11 protein-coding genes and 1 pseudogene are annotated in these 17,757 nt (G+C 69.1%); 4 read left to right on the forward strand and 8 right to left on the reverse strand.

The genetic code is table 11. The features are described from left to right. Together HR086_RS32470 and HR086_RS32475 are read right to left on the reverse strand one after the other, a co-directional pair. Positions 1–1,125, reverse strand: a 1,125-nt coding sequence (locus HR086_RS32470; RefSeq protein ID WP_373564386.1) for an RCC1 domain-containing protein, incomplete at its 3' end; no start/stop codon positions are given. A gap of 325 nt (positions 1,126–1,450) precedes the next feature. Next, on the reverse strand, positions 1,451–2,797 hold the full coding sequence (locus HR086_RS32475) for a family 16 glycosylhydrolase (protein WP_174458808.1): 1,347 nt from the start codon (positions 2,795–2,797) through the stop codon (positions 1,451–1,453). A gap of 189 nt (positions 2,798–2,986) precedes the next feature. Here HR086_RS32475 and HR086_RS32480 point away from each other — a divergent pair, with 189 nt between their 5' ends. After that, entirely contained in the window at positions 2,987–3,775 is a 789-nt protein-coding gene (locus HR086_RS32480; RefSeq protein ID WP_174463763.1) for a hypothetical protein, read from the forward strand. An 11-nt stretch (positions 3,776–3,786) separates the two neighbouring features. Here HR086_RS32480 and HR086_RS32485 read toward each other — a convergent pair whose 3' ends face one another. From HR086_RS32485 to HR086_RS32505, 5 genes are read right to left on the reverse strand one after another with little or no spacing between them, the layout of a single operon-like run. After that, a complete protein-coding gene (locus tag HR086_RS32485) occupies positions 3,787–4,860 on the reverse strand; it encodes a sulfate/molybdate ABC transporter ATP-binding protein (RefSeq protein ID WP_174463764.1) in 1,074 nt (357 codons plus the stop codon). Next, positions 4,857–5,708, reverse strand: coding sequence for a sulfate ABC transporter permease subunit CysW (cysW, locus tag HR086_RS32490; RefSeq protein ID WP_174458811.1), 852 nt, complete (start codon positions 5,706–5,708; stop codon positions 4,857–4,859). The genes HR086_RS32485 and cysW overlap by 4 nt, the downstream gene beginning before the upstream one ends. A gap of 5 nt (positions 5,709–5,713) precedes the next feature. Then, a complete protein-coding gene (cysT, locus tag HR086_RS32495; protein ID WP_174458812.1) occupies positions 5,714–6,556 on the reverse strand; it encodes a sulfate ABC transporter permease subunit CysT in 843 nt (280 codons plus the stop codon). Positions 6,557–6,559: 3 nt separating this feature from the next. Continuing rightward, positions 6,560–7,588, reverse strand: coding sequence for a sulfate ABC transporter substrate-binding protein (locus HR086_RS32500; protein WP_174463765.1), 1,029 nt, complete (start codon positions 7,586–7,588; stop codon positions 6,560–6,562). Positions 7,589–7,599: 11 nt separating this feature from the next. Continuing rightward, a complete protein-coding gene (locus HR086_RS32505) occupies positions 7,600–8,931 on the reverse strand; it encodes an OprO/OprP family phosphate-selective porin (protein ID WP_174467576.1) in 1,332 nt (443 codons plus the stop codon). Positions 8,932–9,319: 388 nt separating this feature from the next. On the opposite strand from HR086_RS32505, the gene HR086_RS32510 reads away from it, so the two are divergent. After that, positions 9,320–11,911 carry a LamG domain-containing protein gene (locus HR086_RS32510; protein WP_174467577.1) on the forward strand — a complete coding sequence of 864 codons (2,592 nt, stop codon included), beginning with the start codon at positions 9,320–9,322 and terminating at the stop codon, positions 11,909–11,911. Between the two features lie 6 nt (positions 11,912–11,917). On the opposite strand, the gene HR086_RS32515 is transcribed toward HR086_RS32510, so the two are convergent. Continuing rightward, a complete protein-coding gene (locus tag HR086_RS32515) occupies positions 11,918–13,615 on the reverse strand; it encodes an aminotransferase class V-fold PLP-dependent enzyme (RefSeq protein ID WP_254626561.1) in 1,698 nt (565 codons plus the stop codon). A 208-nt stretch (positions 13,616–13,823) separates the two neighbouring features. Between HR086_RS32515 and HR086_RS32520 the strand changes: the two genes are divergently transcribed. Together HR086_RS32520 and HR086_RS32525 are read left to right on the forward strand one after the other, a co-directional pair. Further along, positions 13,824–17,237 carry an AAA family ATPase gene (locus HR086_RS32520; protein ID WP_141646102.1) on the forward strand — a complete coding sequence of 1,138 codons (3,414 nt, stop codon included), beginning with the start codon at positions 13,824–13,826 and terminating at the stop codon, positions 17,235–17,237. 2 nt (positions 17,238–17,239) lie between these two features. Beyond that, positions 17,240–17,757, forward strand: a pseudogene (locus HR086_RS32525) (ATP-dependent Clp protease ATP-binding subunit); the annotation flags it as partial.

Genomic DNA, 17,757 nt, shown 5'->3' on the forward strand with positions numbered 1-17,757 from the left:
GGACCAGACCTCGCCCCCGGCCCTCATCGCGACCGAGTGCTGTCCTCCGCCCGCCGCGACGCCCAGCACGCCCGTGGTGACTTGCACGGGCACGGGAGAGGGACGCTGCGTCGTCGTGCCATCGCCCAACTGACCGCGTGCATTGCCGCCCCAGCCCCACACCGTGCCGTCCGACTTCAGCACCAGCGAGTGCTGTCCCCCACCCGCCACCGCCGTCACGTTCGACATCCCCAGCGCCTGCACGGGAGCGGGGCGCCCCGTCGTCGTCCCATCGCCGAGCTGGCCGAAGGCGTTCTGCCCCCAAGCCCACACCGTTCCATCGACCTTCAACGCCATCGAGTGCGAGCCGCCGCCCACGATGGCCACCACCGTCGTCAGGCCCGGCACCTGGCCCGGGACGACTCGCTGCGTGACGCCACCGTCACCGAGTTGCCCATCCGCGTTCGCACCCCACGTCCACGCCGTGCCGTCCGCCTTGAGCGCCAGCGAGTGTGAGTTGCCCGCGCCAATTTCGGACACGCCCAGCAGGCCGGGAACAGCTACGGGAAGAAGCCGCTGCGTGGTGGTGCCGTCACCGAGCTGGCCGGTCGCATTGTTGCCCCAGGCCCACACCGTGCCGTCCGCCTTCAGCGCCAGCGAGTGCGAGAAGCCCGCGACAATCCGCACCACGTCCGTGAGCCCGGGGACGCGCACAGGCGACAGGCGCATCGCGGTGTCACCAAGCCCCAGCTGTCCCCGCTCGTTGTTCCCCCAGGCCCACACCGTGCCGTCCGCCTTCAGCGCCAGCGAGTGCAGGTCTCCCGCGGAGACGATGCTCACCGACGACAGCCCCCAGACCCGCACGGGCGTTCCATGGGTCCGCGTGGTGCCATCTCCCAGTTGTCCGAACGTATTCGCGCCCCAGCTCCACGCCGTTCCATCCGGCCGCAGCACCAGCGAGTGGAGCCGACCCGCCGAGACGGTTTGATTTCTCGGAAGCCCCTCGGCGGCCTTCACCGTCCCTACTTCGGGCGAGGAAGGCTCCCGTGAAACAGGCTCCGTACAGCCCAGGGCCCACGGCCCGCACAACAACAACAGACACGCCCAGGCCGCCGGGCCACGCGACATCTTCTCTTCACGTCTCATCGGTTCCCTCCCCAGCACCGTGCGAACACTCCAGTGAGGCGAGCGCCTCGCACGGAAGTCAAATTATTCAAACTAAGCATGAATAAGTCTGGAAAAGGAAACCCATCCCGGAAACCGAGGCGGGTCTTTCGGAACATCGCCCGGTACTTGGATGAGGGTGCCCGGAACCCGGTACGGCATGGGACCGCGTCCTCTCGCTGGCCCAGGACGCCGCACCCCTGCCCCGCATCAGCCCAACGGGGACCTCTTCACCTGTCTGATACTTTCGTCACACAGTAGCACTTAGGGGTGGAGCCGGACTCGCGCTCCACCCCTCAGTCATTGGCTACAGGCGCACCAGCTCCACGTCATCCATGTGGATGAAGTTGGCGCCGTTGCCCGTGGTCGCCCGGGTGTGGAACCCCAGCTCCAGGTAGCCGCCGGTGACGGAGATGGCGGGAGACTCCACCAGCGTCCACGCGCCATACGTCCCCAGCTCCGTGAAGGCCGGTGCGCAGGAGCCGCACGTCTTCGCCTGGATGCGCGCCAGCTCGAACGAGCCCCCCTTGCGAACCCACGCACGGACCTTGTAGTTGCCCGACGCCAGCCCCGACACGGCCTGAAAGGTCCACACCTCGAAGGGCGTCGCGTTGGTCCAGTGCGACAGGTGGTAACTGCCCGAGTGGCCGCCATTGTACGTCTCGCTGAAGTCCGCCGCCTCGGTGCCGTTGGGGCTCCAGGTCGACCAGCCACTCATGTCCGCCTCGAAGCCCGGATTGGCCAGCGAGACGCCACTGGAGCTGCCCGCCTGGTACCAGCGCACCCACTCCACCTCCATCGTCTTGCGCTGCCCCAGCGGCAGGTCGACGGCGGCGGGCGAGGTGTTGTTGTACCAGTTCCCACCCAGGGCCAGGTTCAGCAGGATGTAGTGGCTCTGCTGGAACGCCGGGTCATTGTGGAAGAAGTCCGCGTTCGCCCGGACCTGATTGTCCAGCTTGAACACCATCCGGTCCGCGGCCCACTCCACCTCGTAGATGTGGAAGGCATCCGCCAGGCTGTAGCCCCGGTTGGCTCCCGAGCCCCAGTGCTGCACACCGTTGGACGAGTGCGTGGCGACCTTCATCCACGACGGCTCGTTGGAGTGCCACTCCAGGATGTCGATTTCGCCGCTCGCCGGCCAGCCGACGTTGGAGATGTTCGCCCCCAGCGTCCAGAACGCCGGCCACATGCCGTACCCGGACGGCACCTTGATGCTGGCGACGAGCTTGCCGTAGCGCCGCTCCACCTTGCCCTTGGTGTGGATGCGCCCCGAATAGAACGAGCGCGGCCCATACCCCGCGCAGCGCGAGTCATACGGCCCATCCGTCGTCCGCTCGGCGGTGAGGATGAGCTTGCCCCCGCTCACCGTGACGTTCTGCGCGCGGGGGAACTCCAGCTCCCCCGTGCCGAAGTTGCAGTTGTTCGTGACGGGGTCGTGGTTGCTCGTCAGCACGTTCCAGTTCGCCGCGTTCAAACCCGTGCCGCCGAAGTCGTCCTGCCACACCAGGTTCCAACCCGCCCCCGGGTCGTACGCCTGCTCCTTCTGCGCCTGGCTCGCCAGCGGCACCGGCTCGGGCTCCACCGCCACCTCACTTCCACAGCCGCCCAGCACCAGCCCCGCCGCCACCAGCCACGTCTCGGTCCGTCCTGCCATGCGTACCTCCCGGAATGGGTGAGACCTCCATTTCGAGAAATAACAGCATTTCCAACTTCCTTGCAGGTTCGTCGTGGCCTGCTGGCGCCCTCCTGTCCGGCCGATGCTCGGTGGTGTGAGTGGGGGCAATGCCTAGCTTCTGACACATCCATCCAGTGGCACCCGAGAGATGCGGGAGTGGGGGAAGTCATGAGCAGCGCGGCGGCAATGTTCCGTGAAGTCACCACGCCCTGGGGGCATCGGAGCTGGCGGTTCAAGCTGGTCCGGGCCGCGCGCGGCTACCTCCACAGGCCCCGGCTGCGCATCCCCTCCGGAGCCACGGACGTGGAGTCGGCGACGCGGCGGGTGCTGCTCTACTTCATGCTGCCGGCGTGGCTGGTGCCGGGCGTGGTGGACTGGGTGTGGCACAAGCGCACGGATATCGAACACACCAGTGGCGCGGGCGAGTCACTCATCCACTGCCTGATGATGACCGAGGTGGGCGTACCGGTGATGATGGGGCTGTTGATGGAGATCAACCCGCTCACCCTCTCCGTCATGCTGGGACACTCGCTGGCGCACGAGGCGACGGCCTTCGCGGACGTGGCCTATGCCATCAACCACCAGCGGGACGTGGAGCCCCGCGAGCAGCACACGCACAGCTTCCTGGAGGTGCTGCCCTTCATGGCCGTGTCCTCCATCGTCTGCCTGCACTGGGACCAGTTCCTGGCCATCTGGGGCATCGGTGGTCGCAAGGGACGGTGGCGCTTCGCACTCAAGAAGCAGCGGCTCCCCGCGGGCTACCTGCGCAACATCCTGCTCGGCATCGGCGCCACCATCGTGCTGCCGTACGCGAACGAGCTGTGGCGCTGCATCCGCGCCCAGCGCCGGGGTGAGGCGCTGCCTCCCTGGAAGGTCGCGCCCCACGAGCCGGTGGTGATTCCCGAAGCGCTGGCGGCGCACAGCCCTCATGCGCCGTCCGTCATCGAAGCGCACTGAAGGCGCGTCCGTCAGATGGCGTAGTCCCCCACGAAGACGGACGCGGTGAGCACATCGGCGCGCACCGCGTCCCCCTCGACGACGCCGAGCGCCTCGAACTCCGAGCGAGGCACCTGGACGGTGACCTCGTCCCCGGAGGGCATGCGCAACAGCACCTTGACGAAGCCGCCCACGGGCTTGAAGCGCTCCACCCGGCCCATGAAGGGCGTGCGCTCCCCTGCTCCCGCCACCGAAACGGAACGGGCCAGCTTGATGTCGTGAGGCCGTACGAAGGCGTGCACCGCCTCGCCCTCCCGCGCGGCGGCGGGTACGGACAGCGCGAGCGACCCCAGCGCCGCCCTGCCCTCCAGGACGTGGCCACGAAGGACACTCGCCCCGCCGATGAACGACGCGACGAAGGGTGACGCGGGCCGGTCGTAGATGTCCTCCGGTGAGCCCGCCTGCGCCACGCGCCCCTCGCTCATCACCACCACGTGCTGCGAGATTTCCAGCGCCTCCTGCTGGTCATGCGTCACCAGCAGCGTCGTCAGCCCCGTGCGCTCGTGCAACTCATGGAGCCACTCGCGCAGCTCCTCGCGCACCCGCGTATCGAGCGCGCCGAAGGGCTCGTCCAGCAGCAACACCCGGGGACGGATGGCCAGCGCTCGCGCGAAGGCGACCCGCTGGCGCTGTCCGCCGGAAAGCTGCCCCGGATGGCGCGAGCCCAGCGCCTCGAGCTGGACCAGGCGCAGCATCTCGTCCACGCGCGCCTCCACCTCGTCTCGGGGAAGCCGCCGCACGTTGAGTCCGAAGGCGATGTTCTCGCGCACCGTCATGTGCCGGAACAGGGCGTAGCTCTGGAAGACGACGCCCACGTTGCGCTTCTGCACGGGCAGCGCCGTACAGTCCAGCCCGTCGATGAGGACGCGACCGACGTCGGGGACCTCCAGCCCACAGATGAGGCGAAGGAGCGTGGACTTTCCCGCGCCGGACGGCCCCAGCAGGGAGGTGATGGCGCCCGCGGGCGCCTGGAACGAGACGTCCGAGACGGCGGGACTTCCGCCCGGAGAGAACCGCCGGGTGAGCTGCTTGACGATGATGCTCATGACGCCTCACTCCTCCACTCCACGTACTTCTTCAGCACCAGCGTCACGAGCGCGAGCAGCGTGAGCAACGACGCCACGGCGAAGGCCCCCGCGAAATCGTATTCGTTGTAGAGAATCTCCGCGTGCAGCGGCAGCGTCGTGGTGACACCGCGCACGTGCCCGGAGACCACCGAGACGGCCCCGAACTCGCCCATCGCCCGCGCGTTGCAGAGGATGACGCCGTAGAGCACGCCCCACTTCACCTTCGGCAGCGTGACGCGCAGGAAGGTGCGCCAGCCGCTCGCGCCCAGCGTCAGCGCCGCCTCCTCCTCGTCACTGCCCTGCGTCTGCATCACCGGCAGCACCTCCCGCACGACGAAGGGCAAGGTGATGAACACCGTGGCGAGGACGATTCCCGGCACGGCGAAGATGACGTGGATGTCGTGCTCGAACAGCAACGGCCCCAGCCAGCCCTGCCGCCCGAAGAGCAGTACGAAGATGAGTCCGGCGATGACGGGCGACACGCTGAAGGGCAGGTCGATGAGCGTCAGCAGCAGCGCGCGTCCCCGGAAGCGGAAGCGCGCCAGGAGCCACGCCGCCGCCAGGCCGAAGACGAGGTTGAGCGGCACCGCGATGACCGCCGCCGTCAGCGTCAGGAGGATGGCGGAGCGCGCCTCCGGCTCCGTGATTGCCGCGAGGTAGGCCTCCCAGCCCTTCTGGAACGCGAACGAGAAGACGGCGACCAGAGGGACGACCAGGAAGACGGCCAGGAACCCCAACGCCACGGTGACGAGCGTCCACCGGACCCATGGGGACCCTTCCAGGGTCCGCGTCTTGCGACGCGGCAGGTGTATCGAGGGAGCGAACATGTCCGTCACGCTCCGGACCGGGCTTCCAGCCGGCGATGGCTCCAGCGCTGGAGCAGGTTGACGGCGAGCAGCAGGAGGAACGACGCCAGCAACATGACGACGGCGATGGCCGTGGCCCCCGCGTAGTCGTACTGCTCCAGCTTGGTGACGATGAGCAGCGGAACAATCTCCGTGCGCAGCGGCATGTTGCCGGAGATGAAGACGACGGAGCCGTACTCCCCCAGCGCCCGCGCGAAGGCCAGGGTGAAGCCGCTGAGCAGCGCGGGGACGATGGCCGGGAACAACACGCGCGTGAAGGTCTGCCACGGCGTGGCCCCCAGCGTGGCCGCGGCCTCCTCCACGTCCACATCGATGTCCTCCAGCACGGGCTGCACCGTGCGCACCACGAAGGGCAGGCCAATGAAGGTCAGCGCCACGGCCACGCCCACGGAGGTGTAGGCCACCTTGAGGCCCCACGCCTCCAGGTACTGCCCGTACCAGCCCTTCGAGGAGAACAGCGTGGTGAGCGTCAGCCCCGCCACCGCGGTGGGAAGCGCGAAGGGCAGGTCCACCAGCGACTCCACCAGCGAGCGGCCCGGAAAGCGATAGCGCACGAGCACCCAGGCCACCAGGAGCCCGAAGACGACGTTGGCCAGCGCCGCCGCCAGCGACGCGCTGAAGCTGAGCTTGTACGCCGCCAGCGCCCGAGGCGCCGTCACCGTCTCCCAGAACTGCGGCCATGTCAGGGAGAACGTCTTGAGGAAGAGGCTGGACAGCGGAATGAGGACGAGCAACCCGACATAGGCCCAGGTCAACCCCAGCGACAGTCTGAAGCCAGGCAGGACATGGCGGCGAGAGCGCGGTGCCATGGCTCAGCGCGCCTGGGGGACATAGATGCGGTCGAAGACGCCACCGTCGTCGAAGTGCGCGGCCTGCGCCTTGCGCCAGCCCCCGAACACCTCGTCGATGGTGAACAGCGTCACCTTGGGGAACCGGGCGCCGTGCTTCAGCGCCACCGCCTCCGAGCGAGGACGGTAGTGGTGCTTCGCCGCCAGTCGCTGTCCCTCCTCCGAATACAGGAACTGGAGATACGCCTCCGCCACCACGCGGGTGCCGCGTTTGTCCACGTTGCGGTCCACCAGGGCGACGGGAGGCTCGGCGAGGATGCTCACCGACGGGACGATGATTTCGAAGCGCTCCTTGCCCACTTCGTCCGTCAAGAGGAAGGCCTCGTTCTCCCAGGCGATGAGCACGTCCCCCAGGCCTCGCTCCGCGAACGTCGTGGTGGCGCCCCGAGCTCCCGAGTCCAGCACCGGCACGTTGCGGAACAGCGCGCCCACGAAGGCGCGCGCTGACTCCTCCGTGCCTCCGGGCTTTCGCAGGGCATGGCCCCAGGCCGCCAGGTAGTTCCACCGCGCGCCCCCGGAGGTCTTCGGATTGGGGGTGATGACGGAGACCCCCTCGCGAATCAGGTCGTCCCAGTCGCGGATGCCCTTGGGGTTGCCCTTGCGCACCACGAAGACGATGGTGGACGTGTATGGCGCGCTGTTGTGCGCGAGCCGCACCTGCCAACCGTCGGGGATGAGCGACGCCTTGTCGTGGAGCATGTCCACGTCGTACGCGAGCGCCAGCGTGACGACGTCCGCGTCGAGCCCATCGATGACGGCCCGCGCCTGCTTGCCGGAGCCGCCATGCGATTGCTTGATGGAGACCTTCTGCCCGTGCGTCGCCTCCCAATGCTTCGCGAAGGCGGCGTTGACGTCCGCGTACAGCTCCCGCGTGGGGTCATACGAGACGTTGAGCAGCGTGACGGAGCTCGGAGCGGAGGACTCGCCTGCGGACTTCGAGCATCCGGTGAGGGCGAGCACGACGAGCAGGGACAGCCGGAGAGAGAAGCGCATAGAGGGACCTTTCACCAGCTCACCTGGAAGCGGGACATGACGACGTCTTCGGGGATGCGGTCGCCGTCCACGGCGCCCCCTTCGAAGCTCGTGTGGTCATACGAGGTGGCCACGCGGACGTTGCCGTTGAGGTACCAGTTCGCGACGGCGCCCCACCCTCGCGCCTTGCGCGCCGAACGCGTGGGGTCCGCGTAGATGGGGAAGGCGTCGGGGTCCACGTCGAGCGCCGCGTAGCGCGCGCCCAGCTCCACCGCGCCCCAGCCGCCGGCCTCCGCGCCCACCGGGTCCGTGGGCTTGACGCCGTCGTAGGCCGCCTTGCCGCCGAAGACGACGTACGACGCGCTGGCCTGCCACGACTCGAAGCGCAGGCGCGCGTGCTGCTGTCCCAGGTTGACCTCCTGCGTGGACGACACGTATTCGGCCAGCGCGCCCACGGGCCCCACGTAGAGGTAGCCCTGGGGCGACAGTCGCAGGTGCTCGCCATGGGCAATCACCGTCTCGCCCGCACCCGTGCCCGTCCGGAAGATGAAGAACGTCTGCTGCCCCATGGTGCGCAGGGGTGCCTCGCCCGTGGTGGAGGCGGAGCCGAACTGCAGGCCGCGCGACGCGGCGATGCCCAGTCCCAGGCCGGAGAGCTGCTTGAGCTTCGTGGCCCGGAACGGATGCGCGAACAGGCGCGCCGCCAGGTCGAAGCTGTCGTCCAGGTTGGTGTCCGCGCTGGCGCCGTCCGCCGTGCCGTTGAAGGCCCCCACCGCGTAGTTCAGCGTGCCGTCATACAAGTCACCGTGCACCATCACCCCCACGTCCCGGTTGGGCACCAGGTCCGTGGGCAGCGCGCGCTCGACGAAGAGGGTGTTGATGCCGGACTGGTTGCGCTCGAGTCCCACCGGGGGGCGGAACTTGCCCACCCGCACGCGCACCTCCTTGCGAGGTCGGTACTCCAGATAGGCATCCCAGAGTGGCGGCGCGTTGGCCGCGAAGTCCGTCAGCAGCCGGAAGTCGAACAGATTGAAGAGCGTCCCCTCCAGCAACGGTCGCGCTCGCCGGATGAGCAACGTGGTGGAGCCCGGCCGGTCCGCCTTGCTCTCGAAGAAGCGGCCATCGAGCTGGATGTAGCCGCGCAGCTTCAACATGACCGCCTTGTCGGGGGACGAGACGGAGATGCCCTCGGACGTCGCCTTGACGGCGACTCCACCGGGCGTCGGTGACGGCGTTGCGGGGGGCGACGACGGCGCGGCGGGAGGTGCTTCCGGCACAGGTGTCTGCGCCGCCGCCAGCGGGGTGAGCAGCCACGTCAACGCACCAGCGAGGAAGGAGAACCGATGAGGTGTGGGACCTGCCATGCGGGACCTCGAAAGCGAGAGGAGCGCGATGGACGGTGGACTCCGGAGCCAGAAAGCCGAAAGCCCACCTCCTCGCGGATGGTGGGCTCTTCGAACCAGCTCAACCCAGGCTTTTCAGGCCACGGGTCGACAGGCGCCCACCGCTGGTGCGTGACAGCAGCAACAAGCGTGGGTCGTCAGGCGGGTCATGAAGTGCCACCACGATGCCCGGCACCTCCGGGCTTGTCAACGCGCCCCCCCTCATGACGAACCCACCGACTCCTTCCCTTTCCAGCGTCGTGAGCGACGTCCTCCGTCCACGGAATGCCATGCACCCGGCCGACCTGGCGCAATGAGTATCTCAGCCCGCAATTCAAGCATAATCCGAACTCCAAGTCTGGAGGCATTCATGCGCACTCGTCGCTGTCCGCTGTGGGTTCCACGACTCGCGTCACTGCTCGCGGTGCTGATGGCCGCTCCAGGAGCCCTGGCCGCGGAGCGCCCCTCCCTGGTGAACACACGCATCGGGACGCCGTTCGGAGCGAACGGACATTCATCCACCATCGACGGGCGAGTCTTCGTGGGCAACATCCGCGAGGACCACGCGACGACGACGACGACGTGGCTGGCGCGAGTGTTCCGGCCTGAAGCGGTGACGTACGACGCCCAGGGCAAGCCGAGCTTCTCCACGGCCTTCTCTCCAGGACTCAGCACGCAGGTGAGGAACGGAGAGAACGCGCTGGCGTTCTGCTTCACCAACCCGGCCCAGCCCTATGTCCTGTCGGGAGGGCTCGCGGTGTACCAGCCGTTCCTGTTCGACTCGCAGATGTTCAACGGGCCCAACCGCTTCCGTCGCCGTCCGGTGGACCTCCGGGTGTCCCAGCCCTTCACGCCACAGGCGGACATCTCATCCTTCACCACCGGCAACCTGGACTATCTGACCACCGTCACCGGCGCGAGCATCCGCGGCATCGAACCGACGATGACCTCCGACGGACGCCTGCTCATCTATCAGGGCGGTCCCGCCAATGACGGTGGCATCGACCACCTGATGTATGCGTACAACCCCACGCCCTGCGCGGCCACGGGCTGGAGCAATCCGCGCCCGCTGTCGATGATGTACAGCGACCCCACCGCGGGCGTGAAGCGCTACCCGCTGGCATGGCAGAAGCTGAAGGCCTCCACCGGGGAGCTCTTTGGTGAGACGACCTCTGGCCCGCTCATCCGGGCCGCCTACGCCTGGGTGGACCACGAGGGGCGCAACGTCACGTACACGGGCGTCGTCTACACGGACGGCGCGCGCCGCGAAGCCGTGAGCCTCATTGGCGCGGACACGGGCTGGACGGCGTACCACATCGACGGTGCCATCAACACGGACCGCAGCGACATCGCGCACCTCTTCTATTCCGGGCCCATGTGGAACCTGGAGCAGGAGCGCGCGCCAGAACAGAACTTCCCACCGGGCTCGAGCAACGAGAACCACTACCTGCCCGTCACCAAGACCCACGATGTGCTCGCCCTCTTCGGCAGCAACACGGCGGACTACAACGAGGTGGACATCGGTGAGCTGGTGGACCCCTTCCACGTGCTCTACCTGCCCATGAACGAGCTGGTGACGCGCGCGGGCGCGTATGACCTGACGCGCACGCCGGACCTGTCCGGGCGCTTCTTCACGGGCACTCTCGTGGGCACGGCGTCCATCTCCGCCGGCAACGCGGTGACCCAGCCGACGTCCGGCTCCCTGTGGGAACCGCACGGCAAGGGCAAGGCGCTGGTCGTCCCGGGTGGCGGAGCGCTCGCGATGAACCTGACGGACGCGACGTCCACCGTGCCCGGCGTGGGCGGCTTCGTGCGGGGCTTCACCGTGCAGCTCGCCGTGCGCCCGGACGCGAACATCCACCAGGGCTGCACCACGGGGAACCCCTACCGCTACCTCTTCCAGAAGGGCGGAGCACTGGACCTCATCTACGAGTCCGACAACACGGTGCAGATGTCCTTCGTCATCAACGGCGCGCGCGTGCGCCTGGGCCGCAGCCCCGCGCTGCCCGTGGGCGCGTGGACCCACCTGGCCTACACCTGGGACGGCGTCACCGGCGCCTTTGGCGAGTACCTCAATGGCGTGCCCACGGGGCGCTCACTGCCCGTGGCCACGGGGACGTTCCGCCTGGGCACCGGCGCGCTGTCCATCGGCGCTGGCAACACGCTGGACACGCAGACCTGTCCCGCCAATGGCGAGGGCTCCTTCCGGGGCGCCATCGATGAGGTGCGCTTCTTCACCCATGCGCGCTCGGCCCGCTCCATCTGCATGACGTCGTATGGCGCGGACTGCCGCGACGAGGCCCTCCAGGAGACTCCCACGGCGGGACAGTTCGGCATGAGCCAGCAGCAGCCGGCCTGCAACAGCTACGCGGCCCTGGGCACGCTGGCCTGTGCCTCGTCCATGCACCGGGTCTGCGCTCAGCGCGGCGCCCATGACGCCCTGGCCACCAGCACCAACGTCCTCGAGACGATTCAGCAGCTCATCGGAAACCGTCCGCCCATCTCGCTGCTGGGCGCGCTGGCGGGAGCCACGACGACGGACGTGACGGTGGCGTGCGCGCCCATCCAGCACGAGAGCCTGGGCGTCACCTTCGAGGAGCTGGCGCGCAAGCACGCCGGCTGCGTGGACGAGCGCGTCGCGCAGAGCTTCGACTGCTCGGCCGCCGTGCACCGCTGGTGCAACAGCCTGGGATGGAGCACGGGTCAGATTTTCGAGATGACCTCGCGCCCGTGGGTGGGCTGCTTCAACGCCGGGCTCATCCAGGACGTCGCGAAGGACCAGCTCGGGCCCGCCTCCAACGCGGGCAGCTTCAGCTCCACCGACTCCAAGCTGGAGGTCAGCAGGTGGTGCCAGACGAAGGGCTATGGCGCGGGCGTGGTGCAGGAGCTGGGCGCGGGCCTCTACGCCAACGTGCACTGCTTCCAGCCCGCCGTGACGGTGCCCTGGAAGCTCAATCCCTGAGGCGGCTCAAGGGGCCCCCTGGAGTCGGAAGGGGGCCTCCGAGGTCGTGCCGACGCGCTCGCGCTTGAGCATCTCCAGCACCTCCCCGGGCAGCGGGAACCAGCGCAGGCGCTCCGCGTCGGGCGCGAGCGAAGCATCCGCCTGTGTCCGGCTCCCGAAGTCCTGGAGCGCCTGCTCGACGATGGCCTGGGCCCGCGCGACGTAGTCCCCCAGCTCCGCCTCCGGCACGGTCGGCCCGGGGGGCGGGAAGACGCACCGGCCGCTCGCATAGGAGACGTCACCCAGTCGCCCCAGCCGCCGCTGGTGCGCCCGGTGGCGCCACTGTCCGGTGGAAGGCTCGAGCGCGTAGTGTGGCAAGAGTTTCCACCCCTCTCGGGCGATGAAGTCCACGGCGTCCAGCAGGAAGCCGAACGTCGTCTCGGAGAGGAAGTAGTTGAAGCCCAGCCGCACCCAGCCGGGCTTCACACCGTCGGTGCCTTGCAGGATGACGTCCTGGAAGCGGTGGCTGGTGACGGAGTCGATGGCCAGCAGCCGGTGGCCGTAGGGCCCCGCGCACGAGCACCCTCCGCGCGCCTGGATGCCGAACAAGTCATTGAGCAGGGCCACCACGAAGTTGTGGTGCAGATAGGCGTCCCCGTGTCGAACCAGGAAGCTCACGATGGGCAGCCGCCGGAGCGCCGGGTTGCCGAGGATGCGCAGGGCGGGATTCGCCCCCCAGCGTGCGAGGGCCCGCCGGACGAAGTCCTGTTCGAGCGCGTCGATGGTCTCCACGCCCACTGCCTCCCGGAGCTGGAACACCAGTCCCGCGCGAATGGAGTCGACGATGGCGGGAGTACCCCCTTCCTCGCGGTGCACGAGGTCTCGCTGATAGACGTGCTCGCTGCCGCTCACGTACGAAACAGTCCCGCCCCCGGGCACGGTGGGGATGCGATTGCCGAGCAACTGGCGCTTCACGACCAGCACTCCCGTCGTCCCCGGCCCACCGATGAACTTGTGCGGCGACAGGAACGCGGCGTCCTTCCGCACGCGCGGGCCGACGGTGTCATCGCCCCGCCCGTTCATCTCGACGCGGACATAGGGCCCCGCAGCGGCGAAGTCCCAGAAGCACAGCGCTCCGTGACGGCGCAGGAGCGCGCCGATTCCCTCCTGGTCGCTGAGGATGCCGGTGACGTTGCTCGCCGCGGAGAAGCTGCCGATGCGCAGCGGCCGGTCCTGGTGGCGTGCCAGCTCGCGCTCCAGGTGGGCCAGGTCGATGCGCCCGTCGGCGTCTTCGTCGATGGTGACGACCTCCGCGATGGACTCACGCCACGGCAGGTCGTTGCTGTGGTGCTCGTAGGGACCCACGAAGACGACGGGACGCTCGGCGCGGGGAATGCGCGAGCTCAAATCGAAGCGCGCATCCAGGTCCGCGGGGAGGCGCAGGTTGAGGATGTCGATGAGCTTGCAGATGGCGGCCGTCGCGCCGGAGCCGCAGAAGAGGACGATGTCGTCGGGCCCTCCTCCCACGGCGCGGTGGATGAGGTCGCGCGCGTCCTCGCGATAGCGCGTCGTCTGAGCGCCCGTGCCCGACGTCTCCGAATGCGTGTTGGCGTAGAGCGGGAGGACGTGCTCCCGGATGAAGTCCTCGATAAAGGCGAGCGAGCGCCCGGACGCGGCATGGTCCGCGTACGTGAGCCGGCGGGGACCGTAGGGTCCATCGAGCATCCGGTCCTCACCGACAACGGCGCTTCGAATGGACTCGACCAACAGAGGACACGCGTCTTCCATCACTCGCACCTCTCGATGACGACAGACTCCCGCCGAACCTCACGGCCTGTCCAGCGCGTGGAGGCCATCATGCGCGACCGGCCGCGTCAGTCCCCCAGAGCTCGCATCGTCCCTGCGCCGCCCCATGTTAGCCTGAGCACACTCCATGAACTTTCGCTTCCAATGCTGGGTGCAGCGTCACGCCAGCGGTCGAGTGACGCTCACACCCCTGTCCCTGCCTCATCTCGCGGTGCACGCGGACACCGTGGAGAAGGCCACCGAGGAGCTGGCGCTCGCGCTGGATGACCAGCTCACCCGCATCCATCCGCGTCGCGTGCCGGAGTTCATCGCCGCGACCGGGGGCACGCTGCACACGCTGGAGCTGGACGCGATTCCTGTCTGGGGAAACGAGGAGAACACCCTCGCGCCCCTCACCTTCGCCGCCGCTGTCGCGCCCACGCATCAGTCCTATCTCGGGCTGCACGCGCCCCGGCTGGAGACGCACCTGTGGTTCCAGGGCAAGAAGGTGCCCGAGGATGCCGCCGAGCGATTGCGTGAACAGTTGGAAGGACTCCCCGACGCGCGGCTCCTGGCCCTGCGCGCGGATGGTGGAGAGGCCCTGCTGGACGTGGAGGTGGAGGCCACGCCGACGCGCCTGTCGGCCCTCACGCCCCGTCAGCTCCACCTGGATATCCGCCCGCCGCCCCGTCCACCGGACGCGGAGCCCGAGGAGCCGCGAGAGTCGGGCCTGTCGGTGAGCATCGATGGGGACGACGAGGACGCGCTCGACGAGGACACGTGGGAGCCCCGCAAGCGCTCCCGTCGTCGGGAGCCGGGAGCGAAGCCGGAGAAGCCGCCGCCCACGCCCACGCTGGACCGCATCGCGGTGCCCTGGCATCGGCTGGCGACGGAAGGGCAGCTCGACCCCGCCTATGAGCAGGACGCCCTGGTGACGCTGCTGCGAGCCCGGCTGGCCGCGAAGGACGCGGAGGCCGTGGTGCTGGTGGGCCCCTCGGGCGTGGGCAAGTCCGCGGTCCTCCATGCGGTCGCCGAGGCGCTCCAGTCCTCCACCGCCACTCCCGCCGAGAAGGCCCGGCCCTTCTTCTTCGTCGACGGCAGTCGCCTCATCGCGGGCGAGGGCATGTGGGGTGACTGGCAGCAGCAGGTGCTCAAGTCCTTCCGCGAGGCGAACGATTCCCGCGCCATCCTCTCGCTGGGACACGCCATCGACCTGCTCGACGCGGGCAAGAGCGCGCACAGCGACCAGAACGTGGCCCAGCTCCTGTTGCCGCTGCTCGTCACCCGCGAGGTGTCCGTGGTGGCCGAGGCCACCCCCGAGGCCTGGGCCCAGGTGGAGCGGCGCAACGCCAGCTTCGCCCGCCTCTTCTCCGTCGTCCGGGTGGAGGAGCCGACACCGGAGGCACTCGCCAACATCCTGGCGCGCGTGGCCCAGGACACTCCGAGCGCCACGCCCCTGGAGGTGCTGCCCGAGGCGCTGGAGGAGAGTCGCTTCCTGTGTCGGCGCTTCCTGCCGTATGGCGCGCAGGTGGGCAACGCGGTGGCCTTCCTCCGCCGGTTGATCGCCACGTGCGCCCACGCGGCCCAGCCTCGGGTCATCCGGCTGGACGCCGTGCGCCAGTTCGCCTCCGAGTCCGGCATCCCCGAGGCGCTCTTGCGCGACGACATGCCGCTGGAGCCCGCCCAGGTCCGCGAGTTCCTCACCACGCGAGTGTTGGGGCAGCAGGCGGCGGTGGAGCGCGTCTCCTCCGTGGTGTCCGTGCTCAAGGCGGGGCTCGCGGACACGCGCAGGCCCCTGGGCGTGCTGCTCTTCGTGGGCCCCACCGGCGTGGGCAAGACGGAGCTGTCCAAGGCCCTGGCGGAGCTGCTCTTCGGCTCGCGTGAGCGCATGGTGCGCCTGGACATGGGCGAGTACGCGGGGCCGGACGCCCTGCTGCGCCTGCTGGGCGACGGCGCGACGCCGGGCTACCTCTCCGCCGCCGTGCGCCGCCAGCCCTTCTGCGTGGTGCTGCTGGATGAAATCGAGAAGGCCCACCCCGCCGTCCACGACGCGCTCCTGGGCGTGCTGGGCGAGGGGCGCCTCACCGACGCGTCGGGCCGCTTCACCGACTTCCGCAACGCCGTCCTCGTGCTCACCAGCAACCTGGGCGCGGACACGTGGCGCGCGCGCGTGGGCTTCGACTCGCTGGGCGGCGCGCCCGACGTCGCCGCGCTGCGCACGCACTACCTGGCGGAGGTGCAGCGCTTCTTCCGCCCGGAGCTGTTCAACCGCCTGGACGACACCGTCGTCTTCTCGCCGCTCTCCGAGGAGCTGCTGCGCCGGCTGGTGGTGCGCGAGGTGGACGCCATCCGCCAGCGCTCCGGCCTGTCGCGCCATGACGCCAGCCTCGTCGTCTCCGAGTCGGCGCTGGACTGGTTGTCGGCGCGCGGCTTCGACCCGCGTTATGGCGCGCGGCCCCTGAAGCGCGCGCTGGAGCGGGAGCTGGTGGTGCCGGTGGCGGCGTGGCTCGCGGCGCATCCGAAGACGGGGCCTGTGCGCCTGCACGCGGAGGCCGGCGGCGACGGGCTCACGCTACGCGCGGAGGCCGTGGGTGGCGCGGCGGAGGGCGTGGGACGGCAGGCCATCGAGCAGGTGCTGGAGGACGCCGCCACGCTGCGCGCGGAGGTGCAGCGCTGGAGCCGCTCGCCGCCCATGCTCGCGCTGCGGCGGGAGCTGGCGGTCTTCGACAAGGTGTCCCGACAGGCCTCGTACTGGGAGGAGCGCGCGCTGGCGGAGGAGTCCGCGAGGAAGTCCGGAGACGCCCGCGAGCTGGACAAGGCCTTCCGCGAATGCTCGCAGCAGACGGAGGCCATCGAGGACCTGCTCTTCGAGGCGCACCTGTCGCGCGCGGTGGGGCAGGCGGAGTCGCTCGCGCGCGACGTCTCCACGCTGCGCTCGACGTTCCATCCCCTGCGTGAGCGGCTGTACGCCAGCCTCTACCAGTACTCGCGGGGCTCCACCCTGATACTGGTGCCCGGCCGTGGTGCATGGCCGCAGCTGTGCTTCCTGGCGAAAGCCTATGAGCGCTGGTGCAACCGCTACTCCCTGGGCTTCCAGCGCGCGCTGCTCTGGACGCCCAAGCCACCGGACGGGGAGAAGCCACCACGCCATCCGCCTCCGCCGGACTGGGTCTACCCCAAGGTGGATGAGCTGCTGGAGCTCAAGCCCACGCCCCTCGCGTACGCCCTGCAGATCTCCGGCGAGACGCGCCCGTTGCTGCTCTCCGCCGAGCACGGCGTTCACCGCTTCGTGGAGGGCAGTCAGGCGTCGCTGGTGCGCGTGCTCTTCACCCCACACCCTCGCAGCCGGGACGTGCTGCCGGACTGGTCGAAGCTCGAGACACTGCTGCCGAAGACCGAGGCCCGGCGAATCCGGCCGGGCTCGACGGACACCTCGGGCGGCTCGGTGGAGGACATGCGCACCGGAACCCGCTTGCGCTACGGCGGCGGAGGTCTGGAGTTGGATGCCTTGTTGGAGCCCTGGATGAACTGGCGCGTGTTCGGCGAAGCGGAGGAGGACTGACCATGGAACTCAAGCTCCCCCTGGTCGTCGCGCCCCTGGGCGGCCGTCTCGTCGAGGCGTGGGTCCCCGCCTTCTGGCCCAGGATTCACCGCGTGGGTCCCAGCCTGTCGTCGATGAAGGATGACCTGGCGCTCGCAGTCATGGAGCGCTTCGAGAAGGACCACCCCTCGCGGGTGGCCAGCTACCAACTGCCACCCCACCTGTCGCTCAAGCACGTGAAGGTCGACACCGAGGCGAGAGATCGCGAGAAGGGCCTGCGCGTTGTGCTCAAGGGACGCATGGCCGTGCTGCTGGAGAAGTGGCCTCGCGATGACTTCTGGGTGGTGACGCCCACGCGGCTCGCGGAGGCCCGCTTCGCGATTCCCGACGCGGAGTCCCTGCCCCTCGCGCTCGGACGCAGACTGGGCGCGTGGTGTCTGGAGCATGGGCTGACGAACCTGGAGGGCTTCTGGGCGCAGGGCCGCGAGCGGCTGGAGTTGCTGGAGGTGGATGCCTATGCCCCCACCATCCTCCCCCGGAC

The sequence above is a fragment of the Myxococcus sp. CA039A genome (assembly GCF_013336645.1).
In the GTDB taxonomy this organism is placed as follows: Bacteria; Myxococcota; Myxococcia; order Myxococcales; family Myxococcaceae; genus Myxococcus; species Myxococcus llanfairpwllgwyngyllgogerychwyrndrobwllllantysiliogogogochensis.